We start from the raw sequence: 13931 nt of genomic DNA, 5'->3' as shown, positions 1-13931 counted from the left end.
AAGTGCGGCAATATCCGCCCTTTAACAGTTTTTATGAAACTTATAATTTAGATAAATTGAAAATGACCGATTGTCCATTGTTCAATTCGATCTCTTTTGCCCCAGTAGTAGCACTTTTCCCATCCACAGTAAACATCCAATAGGTTTGATTCTTTTCATCCTGAGAACGCCCTTCAAGCGAAGTGATGAAGCCATCATTTTCCTCGACTTCAAAATTTTGTTTCAAAATAGTCAGTAAAGTTTCTCCTTTTTTGAAAGTCACTTCTTTTTTCAAAAAGTTTTGACCATTTTCTTGTAACGTGATCGTTGCTTTTTGCGATGTTTTTACTTCCTCCTTTTGGTTGGAAGTCGATGGTGTGTTAGTTGTACTACAACTTGTCAACATGAGTACACTGACACTCATTGCAAGCAGACTATAAATTATTTTTTTCATTTTTTCCTCCTGAATGATTGTAAAAACGTTTGACGACTGGCAGAAAAACAAGGAAGAACACAACATTACCTATACTGTGCATCAGATCAAACGACACCCCTTGAAGGTAATAAACCCAAGGTTGAGGTAAATGATAGAGCAGCGTATCGAAAACAGTCATCCCTATTCCATAAACTATACCTGCTAGAAAAAAGCAGGTTCCTTTTAACCAGAGATTCCTTCGAATTGTTCTTCTCGAGCAGAAAATTGAAAACAACGCCAGAACGACGGTATAGCTGAGCCACTGACCGAAGACCCATGGACCCACACCAAAATAAAAACTGCTGATTGCGATAGAAAGACTCATGACAATTAGCGCATCTTTCAAGCTTAAGTAAAGGACAATAAACAAAAAAATAGCAGTCATTGGCTGGAAATTCGGAATAAATTGAAAAGCGATCCTACCTGCTACACAAGCAGCAGACAATAAGCTAAGCTGGGCGATTTTATTTGTGGACATTCTTGATGTAACTCCTCCTTCACCAGCAGATGATTCACGTTCATTCAGTACATACAGAAAAGACTTGTGACAATTATTCTGGATAACTGCCGCAAGTCCTTTGGAACAGAATTATCTGAATGACCTCTGGTAATCCAACTTATCCAATCAGGACTTTCTCACCATTAACGGAACCAAGAATTCGTAATTGATAAAGAAATCAATGACGGATCGTGGGTAATCTCCAGATGAGATCGACAAGACCGTTTGATCTTTTTCGTTTATTGCTATCGTTAAAGACTGTCCTTTATCTAATCGTACTTGATAAGTAGTTTCGTTGATCTTTTCCATATCATAGGATGGATTTTTCATCGCCACGATAAAAATATCATCCAATACTTCATTCGTCAATTCAAATTCGCTCTGAAGGTTCAAACGAAGTGGCTTCGTATTGTCTAGTAGTGTCTGATTAACTGTAAAACCAAGTGTTCTAGCGTGGGCTAATAATTGATTCAATTTGTGATTAAAGATCGTGATCTGTCCTGCTGAGAATACTCGATCAACTGACCAGTATCGGATCAAAGAAAGCACTCGATCATCCTGGACATCGATTTCCATCGTCTCTGGTGATACATTTAGAAGACTCATCGATTCCACTTGGTATCGTTGATCGATGGTCGGTAATACAAAGGAAAAGACTAATTCGTTTTGTCCATTCAACGTATAATTGATAGAGAAATGTCTTGTTTTCCATGTGTCATAAGCTGAATTTGATCGTTCCAGACCAATATCATTCAACGGTTTCAGTAATTCATACGTGAAGTATTCGATCAGACTTGTCTTTCCAATCGTTGAGATCGGTTCTTCATTCAATATAAAGCGGTCATATGATTCTAATAATTCGGGAAAATCTGATTCCATCAAATATTTTCTCATACGTAAATCCGCTAATTCTGCTTCCGCTGTTTCAATCAAACTGACGATATCTTGATGATCTTGCTCTTTTCCTTCTAAATACCCGGGATTTTCTGATACTTCATAAGCACGGGTGTTTTCTGAAGTATCCGTATTCGTCGGAGTTACTTTTTCTTTTTCATGGATTTTTGTTTCTTCTGGCATAGGGACTTTTTCTGTGTCCTCCAGTGGATTACTTGTTTGTTCCTCTAATGAAGTGTTCGTTTCTTCATGATCTTCTGTCTGTGCTTCATTTTTTGTCCATTCTGCTTCATCGTGTTCATTCATACTCGGAACCTCCTTCATTAGATTGATTATTAGGATTTTCATTACCAAGATAATTCATCAAGAATTCATGGATTGCTTGACCAAATCCCTCTTTGCTACCGAAATAGCGACTGATTTGCCGTTGCTCTTTTTCTACGATGGCTGCGCGAAGCTGGTCCGCTCTTGCTTCTTGTTTCAATGCTTCTTTTTGCTGCTGGATTGTTTCAGGTGTCTCGATATAAGGAAGCCAGCCTAATTTTTCATTAGATAGCACTTGCTTCTTCTTCTCTAATTCTTGAATTTCTTCCTCGATTTTCTTACGATTCAAGAATCCTTTATTATCATCCAAATCAGTCATCTGCCGATTGATTTCTTTTATCTGTTCGTCTAAACGTTCGATCTCTGTCTGAGCTGTGATCACCTTTGCGTCTAGCTCATTGATTTTTTTGTCATAGTCCGTTGTCTCCGGTTGGGAATATTTCTCCCACTCTTCATCGATCTTAGGCAAAACAAAAATTTCTGGCAGACTTGCATCGATACCAATTGTAGGGCGATCATGGTAATAAGTGCCGATTTTGTAATAGCTCATCGTTGGTGAGATGCTTTCTACTTGTTCCATAAAAGGAAATTCTTGCAAAAAACGATCATGGATCTTACGCATCAGCAATTGGTCAATCTCGTGATTTTCATTTGAGCTTCGTTTTAATTCTTCATTCAATCGGCCGTTGTACAAACGGTAGATCTCAGGAATATCTTCTTCGCGGACAGCTTTTTCAAAAGCCTGTAAATCTTCTAATAATTGGGAAAGATTCATGCTTGCTTTTTCTTTGATATCATAAAAAGAAGACGATTCTTTTGCTGTATCCTGATTCGTGCTCGTCTCCTCTAGTTCGCCTTGCTCGTAATTTGTGTTTGTATCTGGCTCTTTCATACTACTTGCCTCCTCTTACTCATCTGATTTTCACTTATTAATACTTCAATAGTACCATTTTCTGTAAAAAATTGTTATAAAAAAGAGCGGGCAATGCTCCATAAAACAGGCTGCACCAAAATTTGGCACAGCCTTTTTTTCGATCAACTAGTCTTTGATATCTGATTCATCTGATAGGACAGAATCGAATACAATGACTTTTATCATATTCTTTTATTTACTAGGCAGATCTCTTGTTGTGAAATGAATGCGCTGATGGTCATCACGAGTTAGTTGCGTTTCTTCGTTTAAATAAGTAAACGTCAATTGTTCTAATTCGGGATCTTCAAGCATTTTTTCATAACCGGTAAAAATCGAACGGATATAGTGTTTATATGCGTTTTTCTTTTTCTGTCTTTTTTTCATGTAGCACCTTCCTTATCAAAAACTATCATACCAATGAATAACTATCTAGACAAGTTGGTTTAAACCATTTTCTTTGTTTTTTTGAGGAATTTTGCTCTTCCAGTTGACGAATCCAAAAAAAAATGAAAAAATGCTTTAGTACTTAAGGAGGGAACCCAGTGAAAAAAATTGGTTTTGATTCAGATAAATATATTGAAGAGCAGTCCGCGTATATTTTGGAACGAGTGAACCACTATGATAAATTATATTTGGAATTTGGTGGAAAGCTAGTGGATGACAAACATGCGAAACGTGTACTTCCAGGATTTGAAGAAGATGCGAAAATCAAATTGCTACAAAAATTGAAAGATCAAGCTGAAATACTGATTTGTGTCTATGCCGGAGACATTGAACGTAATAAGATCCGCGGTGATTATGGGATTACTTATGATATGGATATCTTGCGGCTGATTGATGAATTACGCGGTTATGGATTATTGATCAACAGTGTCGTTATCACTCGCTATAGCGGCCAGCCTGCCACGAAAGTCTTTATCAATAAATTAGAAAGACGAAATATCAAAGTCTATAAACATTCAGCAATCGAAGACTATCCGGTCAACGTAGAAAAAATCGTTTCAGAAGATGGGTTTGGGAAAAACGAATACATTGAAACAACTAAACCAATCGTTGTAGTGACAGCTCCTGGACCAGGAAGCGGCAAACTCGCTACTTGTTTGAACCAACTGTATCATGAAAGCCAAAAAGGACATGCAGCTGGTTACTCCAAGTTCGAAACTTTTCCAGTATGGAACGTTCCGTTGAAACATCCATTGAACATTGCCTATGAAGCAGCCACAGTCGATTTGAAGGATGTCAATATGATCGATTCCTTCCACTTTGACGCCTACAATAAAGTAGCTGTAAACTATAATCGAGATGTTGAAACCTTCCCTGTAATCAAACGTATTATTGAAAAAATTACTGGTAAAGAATCTGTTTATCAATCTCCTACTGACATGGGTGTGAATCGTGTAGGATTTGGTATCGTGGATGATGCGGTTGTCCAAGAAGCTTCTAAACAAGAAATCATCCGCCGCTATTTCCAAACAGAGTGTGACTTCAAAAAAGGATTGATTGACGAAGAAGCAGTTAATCGAATCAAACTGATTATGGAAGAAGTCGGATTACGCCCTGAAGACCGAAACGTTGTCGTTCCTGCCCATGATTATGCAGATAAGATTCAAGCACAAAGTCCTACAAAAGATCCTTCTGCTGTGATTGCCATCGAATTACCAGACGAAGTCATTATTACCGGACGTACAAGCTCATTGATGGATGCGTCAGCGGCAGTCATCTTAAATGCAGTAAAACATTTAGCGCATATTGCAGATGACATTCCTTTATTATCACCATTAGTTCTTGAAACAATACAAGGATTGAAGTCAAAGACACTTCATTCCTCTATGGATGCACTAAGCATCAATGAAGTCTTGATCGCTTTATCAATCAGTGCAGTAACGAATCCAATCGCTCAAGTTGCTTATGATAAACTAGCTGAACTTGAGGGAGCACAAGCCCACTCCACTGTGATGGTCAATAAAAATGATGAACAAACATTGAAAAAACTAGGAATCGATATTACTTGCGCACCTGTCTACCCTTCAGAAAATCTATACTACCAATAGAAATAATTCACTTATAAAGGTTGAAAACGAAACTATTAGCATTAGCTTAAACAATAGTTTCGTTTTTTTATAACCATCACTAAGTGGATACACTTCTTGTCCCTTCTTGAGGGATATTCAGTTTGAAAGAAAAAACAAGAGTGTGATAAATTTTATTTCTCATACTTTAACTTGCTTTCCCTCTCTATTTGAAATACGAAAAAACAAAGGAACATCAGTTTTTTTAGCGTCTTTTATCTGTTTTTTCAATTTATTTTGGTTGCTTTGTATTCTAATGGAAAATGAATGCGTTTTACTCTAAAAAAGTAATGAAAATTTCACTAAAGATTAGTATTTTATTTACAAAACAGGTAAAATAAAACGGAATTTGGAATAGGAGTGATTATTTGAGTTATTTATTAGGTATTATTGGTTTATTTGTCACATTAGGACTTGCTTTTTTGATCAGCAGCAACAAAAAAGCAATCAAATTGAAACCACTAATTGTGATGTTCGTTTTACAGCTTGTTCTTGGTTTCGTATTATTACGTACAACTTTTGGTACAGCGGTTGTTTCTGTATTGGCAAAAATGTTTGATCATCTTCTTGCTTTTGCTGGGCAGGGTGTTGACTTTGTTTTTGCCGGTGTAGCAAATAAAGGAAGTGCACCTTTCTTTCTTTCCGTATTGATGCCAATCGTATTTATTTCTGCTATTATCGGGATTTTACGTTACATCAAAATTCTTCCATTGTTTATGAAAGCCGTTGGTCTTGGGTTAAGTAAAATCAACGGAATGGGCAAATTAGAATCCTACAATGGAGTAGCTTCTGCTATTTTAGGGCAATCGGAAGTATTTATTTCCATAAAGAAGGAATTACCTTTCTTATCTGAGAAACGTTTATTCACCATGAGTGTCTCGGCTATGTCTACCGTGTCTATGTCAATCGTTGGATCTTATATGGCACTAATCGATTCTAAATATGTGATTACTGCCCTTGTTTTGAATTTATTTGGCGGATATATTCTGGCTTCGATTGTGAATCCCTATGTATTAGAAGAAAAAGAAGACGAACTAATTATTGAAGAAAACAAAGAACAGACCTTTTTCCAAATGTTGGGAGAATACATTCTTGATGGTTTCCATGTGGCAATCACGGTTGCTGCTATGCTTATCGGATTCGTTGCCTTGATTGCTATGATCAATGCTATCTTTCATGGGATATTCGGTATTACTTTCCAAGAGATCTTAGGTTATATCTTTGCCCCTCTTGCCTTCATCAGTGGAATCCCATGGAAAGAAGCAGTGGATGCTGGTAGTATCATGGCGACTAAATTGGTTACAAATGAATTTGTTGCTATGACAGAATTAGCTAACGGTCATTTCCATTTTACTGAACGCACAACAGCGATCATATCTGTTTTCCTTGTTTCATTTGCCAACTTCTCTTCTATCGGGATCATTTCCGGTGCGATGAAGGGGTTAAACGAAGAAAAAGGAAATCTTGTTGCAAAACATGGGTTGAAGATCTTGTTAACAGCGACTTTAGTCAGCTTTTTAAGTGCTATTGTGACTGGATTACTGGTATAATAAACAAAAAAGCAACGTTGCTTTCAAAAGCTTTGGAAATATTTCCAAAGCTTTTTCAGTTGCTCAAATATCAAAGGAGAAATGATGATGAATTATTGCTATGTGTTTATCGGTCCTTCTGGTTCTGGGAAAACTTCACTCGCAGAAGCTGTTTTTCAGCCGGAACAAAAGATCATTACTTACACGAATCGATCACCAAGACCTGGAGAAAAAGATCAAGAGGATTATTATTTTGTTTCTGACGATACATTTAATCAGATGATCAAGCGAGACGAGTTTGCAGAGTGGGATCAATATGCTCAACATAAATATGGTTCCAGCAAAGCAGAGATTACCAAAAAATTGAAGGAAGGAAATTGTTATGCCGTTTTGACGGCAAATGGTTTTTGGCATTTATACGAATATTTTGGCACGGTAGTCCGTCCAATCTTTATTACGATTTCTAAAAAAACATTACAATCGCGCCTGAAAAAGCGCGGAGATTCACCCGAACAGATTTCGGCCAGAATGGCAGTTTATGCAGAAGACTTAGCTCAACTGGAACGGTTGGCAACTATTCCCACACTTTTAGTCGTGTCAAACGATGGAGCGTTCCAAGAAGCAGCAGATAAAATAAAAAAAGGATTATTGATAGAAACAGATTAACTAAATATCCATAAGATAAGCTGAGAGGCCGCGACAAAAGTGATGTCACGACCTCTCGATGAACGGTGTTTCAGAAGTAGCTTCTTCGGAAATTATTTCTCGAAGCTCCCCTCCCCTCTATCACACCCTCTTAGCGATCAGCTGGTTGTTTTTCCGTATTATTAAGTCTTCATTCTTATGAAGATGCTTTTATACTCAATTGATTATTTTTTGATACGCTTTTCTTTCACCATGTTCAAAAGCGAATTCAATCATCCCTTGATAAGCGAATCCAGCAGAATAGATGGTCTTTTCCATCGGTTCATTAGCTGGATAAGTATCGATGCGGACATCTTGGATATCTTTGCTGGCTGCAATCGTCAACAAATGTTCTAAGAACGGTTTTGCTAGTTTTTTCCCTCGAGTACTTTCTGCTAAAGCAACACGATGAATCGATAAATAAGGACCAGTTGATTCTTTCCAACTACCATCTATTTTTGTGTAAACGGGATCCACGCCTGAGACTAATGCAGCTGTTCCAGCAATTTGATCTTCGACTATTAATACATAGCTTTCTTTTCTTTCAATATCGTTCAAAATCGTTTCTTTTGTTGGTTTCTGCCCGTTCTGCCATTGGGGAGAGCCTTGCGAAGCAATAAATTCCGCTGCAGCATCAATAATTTTTACCACTTCTTCTACTTCTTCTTTTCTTGTTAGCCGAATATACACATCCAGTTACCTCTTTTCTGTTTCTTTTTCATTTATATTCTCTAATTTTTGGATCACTTCATACAGTTCAGGAACTTTTGAATAACTTCTAAGCCAATTTTTTGGATGATCCAGTAGTTGACTGATAAGTTCCAAATGATGCATTAGCGACCATTTTTTCAATACTCCGAGTCCTGGGAATTTTTGTTGCTGGTACAGAGCCAGTAATTCAATCATTCCTGAAGTAATCAAGAGCTGATGATGGTGACGTATGATCCATTTTTTCATTTTATCTCCTGCTTCAAGAAACTTCAATGCTTGATCTTTAGCGGAATCATTACTGTCAGAGACAAAATGCTTTACGCGGATATTACCGTAAGCATCGATATACGTTAGATGGATAGCAAGCGCTCGGCTAGGAAACCCTTTATCGAAATAACGGCTGCCTTCGATCGTGAAATCAGAAAATCCACTATATCCATCTTCGTGGAAAAAAAGATAGTCATCACTAAAAAAGTCATCTGTTTTATCTGCATAGCTTTCAACATGCTTTCTCGTTTGAAAAGAGTCACGGATCACAATTTTATTTTCGGGCAGCCAGATGCGAAAGCGACTAGCATCTGGTATCAAGAATTTCGAATCGACTCCTGCCAGCTGTTTCCATACCTCTGCGTCTTTTGGGTAGTGTTGTCCATCGAAAATCAGAAACGTTGGAGGGGAATTCAGTACGCCGTTAAGATTTTCTGGCGTTAAAATCTGTGCAGAGACGACAGAGCTATTTTTCTTGACTGTCCAACTGTGCACATGCTGATCGAATAATTTGAATTGTCCTACTTGGGGATTTTGGATCACAGCGATTGGATGGTGCTTTTTTTGAAATAATTCGATCACGTTTTTAAGCGTAGCGGAATCACGTACTGGTTCGATCACCGGATGGATTTTATTGGAGAGCAATCCTCGCGACAATGCTTCTTTTAATGCTAATAGGTCAAATTGTTTTCCTCTTAAATAAGGATAGTACATATTTTTCACTCCAATGGCTCTGTGGGCAACCGACGGATCTGCTGTTGCTGCCTTAAGTATTCATAATCATGTTGAAGCGCAGCAACTTCTTCTTGCAACTCATTGATTGCCTGACTAGCTATTTCCTCTAAAAACCGTTCATAATATCGTTCGTTAGAAAATGGATCTTGGTTTTCTGAACGTCTTTTCAATTCTTTGTACAATTGATCTGTTGGAAAATATTTTACGCCTCGCTCCATTTGCTTTGCTTTTCTTACTTCTCTGAATAAAGAAGCCATAAAACGGTTTGTCAAAGCTTCTTCCGGTACAGCAAGCTCCTTCTTTGCTGCTTTTTTCGCAATCATAAATGTACCAGATGCAGGCATTTCTTCTTCGATCGTGTACGGGCGATACACTAGTACACCTATTCCTGTAGGGATCTCTGTTTTCACTTCTTCATATAGTTTACTTGGTAAAACAAAATAATTATAATGCCCGACAAATGACAGTTTGGCTGTAGAACGAAAATCTGCTTTTGTCACTTTCAGCTCATAGCATCGCCATTCTCGGCTTCCATCAAATTTTGTCAAGCAGCTAAGCGTATCTACAATTCCTTGGTCATCAGGCATCGTGACTTCTTCTACGACTAAGCCGCCTTGCTCGATGCAATATTGGTATAATGAGGATTCTATTTCGATGGTTAGCGGGGTTTTCATGTTTTTACCTCCGAACATATTTTCGTCTTACATTTTACATGAAATGATTTTAAAATACTAGACAGAATACACAAGAAACAAAAATAGAAATGATGCTTGCCACGCTAGCACCATTTCTATTTTTCAGATTGACTGATGGACGGAACGTTTTTCTAAATACTGTTGCACTTTTTCGATCCCGATACAAATGATCCAATAAATCAGTGCAACTAAAATATAGAGAGAAAAATAATCGAATGTCCGACCACCTATGATCTTTGCTTTTTGAAATATTTCTGGCACTGTGATCGTTGCCGCTAACGAAGTACCTTTCACTAAATCCATAGCTACGTTACTGAGTGCCGGTATCGAGATTCGAAAGGCTTGCGGTAAAACGATATATTTCAAAACCCCAAAGAAAGAAAAACCGGAAGCTAAACCAGCGTCCCACTGACCTGAAGAAACGCCTGCCAGTGATCCTCGATAGATTTCACCAATAAATGCACTGCTGGTAATCGTGAAGCAGATGACTGAAGCCGTTAAGGCACTTAATTGATAAGGTAACCCGAAATATAGCAAGAACAGCAGGACTAGTGCGGGAATGCCTCTGAAGAACGATAAATAAAAACGGATAAATACATTCAAAGGTAGCCAATCCAACAGACCTAAAACTGTCAAAAGCAACCCTACCAAGTTTCCTAAAAGAAACGACACGAAGCCAATCCCTAATGTGTATACCAAGCCTTGCATGACAAAAGGAAGTGAAGTCCACATGAGGGAAAAATCAATGAGAGGAAAGTACATCAATCACTCACCGACTCAGTCATCGTTTCTTTCGGTTTGACTGAAACATCAGTTTGAAAATATTTTTCAGATATTTTCTTTGTCGTCCCATCTTCTTTCATCTCTTTTAATACGCCATCGATTTTCTTTTTAAGAGCATCATTTCCTTCTTTCAATAAAAAACCACTTTCGTTTTCATTGAAATAAACGTTCTCCAAGATTTTTACGGGGATCTCTGGTAAAGCAGATACGGCCATTTTCTGCAAATAATAATCATTTAGAATAACGTCTGTTCGACCGTTTGCTACATCGCTTAAATATTGATCATTCGTGGCGTTATCGTAAGTGACTAATTTAGCTCCGTGTTTTTCCGCTAAACGCATATAGCTAGTATTGGGTTCGCCAGCTGCTTTTTTTCCTTTAAGATCATCAAGTGAGTGGATTCCTGAATCATCTTTTTTTCGTACGATCATACTGTCAAATGAATATTTGAAAGGCTCTGAAAGGGAGAATTTTTTTTCTCTTTCTTTTGTGATACCAAAATCGTTCGCAGCAAAATCTGATTCTCCTTTTGAAACAGAAGTGATTTGTCCATCCACATTGTATTCTTTAAAGGAGATTTTGACATTTAAACGTTTGGCTACCTCTTTCGCCAAGTCTACGTCATAACCAACTAATTCATTTTGATCATTATAATAAGAAGCGGGAAATAGTGTGCCAGAAGTTGCTACTACCAATTCTTTCTTTTTTTCCACACTACTCCAGCTGTGATCTTCTTGGTTAGCGGCAGCTGTACCGCAAGCGCTTAAAATAAAAAAGGCACTAGTTATTAGAGCAAACAATCTTTTTTTCTTCATTTTTTCTTCTCCTTGTTTCTGCTATTTCCATGGATTTGGTAAATGGAACTGGTGACTTGCTTCAAATAGATAGCCGATTTGAAGCAGCAAATCTTCTCTTCCTCTGGCGGACATAAATTGAATTCCGAGAGGCATGTTTTCTTTTGTCAAATGAGTAGGCAAGCTGATTGCTGGTTGTCCAGTCAGATTAGCCAATTGTGTATAAGGTGTGATCTTCAAGCTCTCCTCAAACATAGAAGAAACAACTTCTAAAGCTTGTACTTCAGAACAATCATGGATGTGTTCCATCTGTGCTCTTATCGTATCACTTTGCAAATCTTTGCTGATTTTAGGGGCAGTAAATGCAGTCGTTGGTGAAAGGAATAAATCATATTCATGATGCAAGTTTTCCATGACAATTGCTGCTTCATCCCATACATGCAGAGAATCAATGTAAGTAGCGGCAGAAAGTTTCTGACCATATTGGAACAAAGTCCAAGAGATCGGCTCAAGTTCTTCTTTTCTGACAGTTCGCTGGATGCCTGTTTCAATCGAGTGGATCATTGCTGCTGTCTCTGCGCCATTCATCTGATAATAAGACGTGATCAATTTACGACCATCTAGTGGGTAAGGAATCTCCGTCAAATCATGTCCTTCTTTTTCAAGGAAATCTACAGCTTTTTTTACAGCAAGTACTGCCTCTTCACTAATCTGTGAGTGGATCGGTGAATCAACACAAAAAGCTATCTTCAAACGTTTTTTTCTTGGATGTGTTTGCCACTCAACTGGCGATACTTGATATGGCGCACCGGTGTGGATGCTTCTCATTCCATAAAATAAAGCTTCCGTGTCTCTCATAGAAACCGTCAAACCGAAATCAATAGCAGCTCCTTGCCATCCTCGCCAAGCATATGGACCAACTGGCATCGTCCCTCGCGAAGGTTTCAGCCCAATCAATCCGCAAAACGAAGCGGGTATTCTAATAGAACCACCACCATCACTAGCGCCAGCTAAAGGAACGATTCCCGCTGAAACTGCAGCAGCAGCGCCTCCACTTGATCCGCCCGGTGTACATTCAAGGTTCCAGGGGTTTCTTGCTGGTCCATAGATGACGGGGTCTGTAATATTTTTGAAACCAAACTCTGGCGCATTGGTTTGTCCAAAAGGAACTAGCCCTATCGCTTCTGCTTGCTGTACATAATTGGATGTATGAGAAGCTCGATGTATTTCAAATAAACGAGATCCTGAAGTAGCAAGCCATCCCTTTTTTTCTTGACCGAGCATTTTTAAAGGGAATGGAATACCTGCCAATGGTCCTTTTTCCGACTGGGGAATCAATCGTTCAGTGGAACTATTCTCGAATGGTTCAAGTGCAACAAACGCATTCAATTCATGATTTTGTTTCTTTATTTTTTTCTGTACATCATCAGCTAATTCTTGAAAACTAAATTCTTTTTCTTTAAGTCCTTTCGCTAATTCTGTTGCATCTTTCATATTATCCTCCTTTTTGCCCCTGTTATTTTCCCACAAGTTCGTCTAACATACAATGAGTACGCTTGCACAAAAATGAACAGACAACCGTTTTTTATAAAAAAAGACGAAGATCATGATCGATCTTCGTCTTTTTACTAAGAAATAGTGCGTAATTTACCCTTAAATTCGTCAATAGACGCATATCCCTTTTCTGACATAATCTGAGTTAATTCGTTTGTGATTCTAGAAAAGATTTCCGGGCCTTCTTTGTGAAGCTCGGTACCAATCTGCAACATGCTTGCACCGCATAGCAGATGTTCAAATGCATCTTGTCCTGTCCGAATCCCACCTGTACCGATGATTTGGATTTCTGGTTTCAAACGCGTATAAAAAGCGCGGACATTTGCTAAAGCAGTCGGCTTGATATACTCTCCGCCAATGCCGCCGAACCCTTCTTTTGGTTTGATGACTACTGCTTCTTTGTCTGTATCGATATACAACCCATTGCCCACACTGTTGATAGCATTGACATATGTCAACGGGAATTGATTCAAGATATCTGCCATCTGATCAAAATGAGCAAAATCAAAATAAGGAGGCAATTTGATTCCTAGCGGCTTAGAAAAGATGCTGAATACTTCTTTCAGTGTTTCATAAGTGGCCTCAAAATCGTAAGCTAGTTGTGGTTTACCAGGCACATTTGGACAAGATAAATTTAGTTCAGTAATCCCCTTGAATCCACTTTTTTCTATTTCCCCAAGCATTTCCAAATTTTCTTGGACACTCATCCCGGCGATCGAAAAAAATAATGGTTGATTTGGGTTTTTCTGTGCTTTTTCATACGCAAGAGCATACTCTAGATAATAAGAAAAGCCTAAGTTTGGAAGCCCCATCGAATTGATACTGCCTAAAGGAACATCAAAATAGCGTGGTTCGGGATTTCCTTTTCGTTCATTGATTGTACAGCTCTTAGTGATAAATGCTCCTGCTTCTGAATGAGCCAGCTCGTCTAATTCCTGGGTAGTCATGCAGTGTACACCAGATGCATTCATAAAAGGGTTGGCAAAGGTATGATTGGCAAAGGTCGTTTCTAAACTCAAGTAAATC

The 13931-nt window shown here is 38.3% G+C and carries 15 protein-coding genes; 3 read left to right on the top strand and 12 right to left on the bottom strand.

The window, feature by feature from the left end; genetic code table 11:
* Window positions 1-40 precede the first annotated feature (40 nt).
* The 5 genes from A5816_RS05210 to A5816_RS05190 all read right to left on the bottom strand — a co-directional run bounded on the left by A5816_RS05210 (window position 41) and on the right by A5816_RS05190 (window position 3468).
* On the bottom strand, window positions 41-433 hold the full coding sequence (locus A5816_RS05210) for a DUF4430 domain-containing protein (RefSeq protein WP_002400223.1): 393 nt from the start codon (window positions 431-433) through the stop codon (window positions 41-43).
* Window positions 414-932: a hypothetical protein gene (locus A5816_RS05205; RefSeq protein ID WP_002290764.1), complete on the bottom strand. Its 519-nt coding sequence runs from the start codon at window positions 930-932 to the stop codon at window positions 414-416. The genes A5816_RS05210 and A5816_RS05205 overlap by 20 nt, the downstream gene beginning before the upstream one ends.
* A 147-nt stretch (window positions 933-1079) precedes the next feature.
* Complete coding sequence (locus A5816_RS05200) at window positions 1080-2153, bottom strand: hypothetical protein (protein ID WP_025478284.1); 1074 nt, start codon at window positions 2151-2153, stop codon at window positions 1080-1082.
* On the bottom strand, window positions 2146-3063 hold the full coding sequence (locus tag A5816_RS05195; RefSeq protein WP_002345109.1) for a hypothetical protein: 918 nt from the start codon (window positions 3061-3063) through the stop codon (window positions 2146-2148). Before A5816_RS05195 ends, A5816_RS05200 begins: the two co-directional genes overlap by 8 nt.
* A gap of 213 nt (window positions 3064-3276) precedes the next feature.
* Window positions 3277-3468: a hypothetical protein gene (locus A5816_RS05190; RefSeq protein WP_002290760.1), complete on the bottom strand. Its 192-nt coding sequence runs from the start codon at window positions 3466-3468 to the stop codon at window positions 3277-3279.
* 158 nt (window positions 3469-3626) lie between these two features.
* Here A5816_RS05190 and A5816_RS05185 point away from each other — a divergent pair, with 158 nt between their 5' ends.
* The 3 genes from A5816_RS05185 (at window position 3627) to A5816_RS05175 (ending at window position 7348) form a co-directional block, all read left to right on the top strand.
* Window positions 3627-5135, top strand: a complete 1509-nt coding sequence (locus A5816_RS05185; protein ID WP_086310889.1) for a DUF1846 domain-containing protein — start codon at window positions 3627-3629, stop codon at window positions 5133-5135.
* Window positions 5136-5521: 386 nt separating this feature from the next.
* Window positions 5522-6703, top strand: a complete 1182-nt coding sequence (locus A5816_RS05180) for a NupC/NupG family nucleoside CNT transporter (RefSeq protein WP_002314996.1) — start codon at window positions 5522-5524, stop codon at window positions 6701-6703.
* Window positions 6704-6790: 87 nt separating this feature from the next.
* Window positions 6791-7348, top strand: a complete 558-nt coding sequence (locus A5816_RS05175; protein ID WP_025478286.1) for a guanylate kinase — start codon at window positions 6791-6793, stop codon at window positions 7346-7348.
* Window positions 7349-7543: 195 nt separating this feature from the next.
* Here the strand turns inward: A5816_RS05175 and A5816_RS05170 are convergent, their stop codons facing one another.
* The 7 genes from A5816_RS05170 to A5816_RS05140 form a co-directional block, all read right to left on the bottom strand.
* Entirely contained in the window at window positions 7544-8056 is a 513-nt protein-coding gene (locus A5816_RS05170; protein WP_086310888.1) for a GNAT family N-acetyltransferase, read from the bottom strand.
* Window positions 8057-8062: 6 nt separating this feature from the next.
* Window positions 8063-9058 (bottom strand): sce7725 family protein, encoded by a 996-nt coding sequence (locus A5816_RS05165; protein WP_086310887.1) that lies wholly within the window; start codon window positions 9056-9058, stop codon window positions 8063-8065.
* A gap of 5 nt (window positions 9059-9063) precedes the next feature.
* On the bottom strand, window positions 9064-9753 hold the full coding sequence (locus tag A5816_RS05160) for a hypothetical protein (protein ID WP_002290743.1): 690 nt from the start codon (window positions 9751-9753) through the stop codon (window positions 9064-9066).
* 123 nt (window positions 9754-9876) lie between these two features.
* Window positions 9877-10536 carry an amino acid ABC transporter permease gene (locus tag A5816_RS05155; protein ID WP_086310886.1) on the bottom strand — a complete coding sequence of 220 codons (660 nt, stop codon included), beginning with the start codon at window positions 10534-10536 and terminating at the stop codon, window positions 9877-9879.
* Window positions 10536-11372, bottom strand: a complete 837-nt coding sequence (locus A5816_RS05150) for a transporter substrate-binding domain-containing protein (protein WP_086310885.1) — start codon at window positions 11370-11372, stop codon at window positions 10536-10538. The genes A5816_RS05155 and A5816_RS05150 overlap by 1 nt, the downstream gene beginning before the upstream one ends.
* Before the next feature lie 21 nt (window positions 11373-11393).
* Entirely contained in the window at window positions 11394-12845 is a 1452-nt protein-coding gene (locus A5816_RS05145) for an amidase (protein WP_086310884.1), read from the bottom strand.
* 134 nt (window positions 12846-12979) lie between these two features.
* Window positions 12980-13924, bottom strand: a complete 945-nt coding sequence (locus tag A5816_RS05140; protein WP_002329225.1) for a dihydroorotate oxidase — start codon at window positions 13922-13924, stop codon at window positions 12980-12982.
* Window positions 13925-13931 lie beyond the last annotated feature (7 nt).

Source organism: Enterococcus sp. 3G1_DIV0629 (assembly GCF_002141285.1).
Taxonomy (GTDB): Bacteria; Bacillota; Bacilli; order Lactobacillales; family Enterococcaceae; genus Enterococcus_B; species Enterococcus_B lactis.
This window is presented reverse-complemented; position numbering and strand designations above follow the sequence as displayed.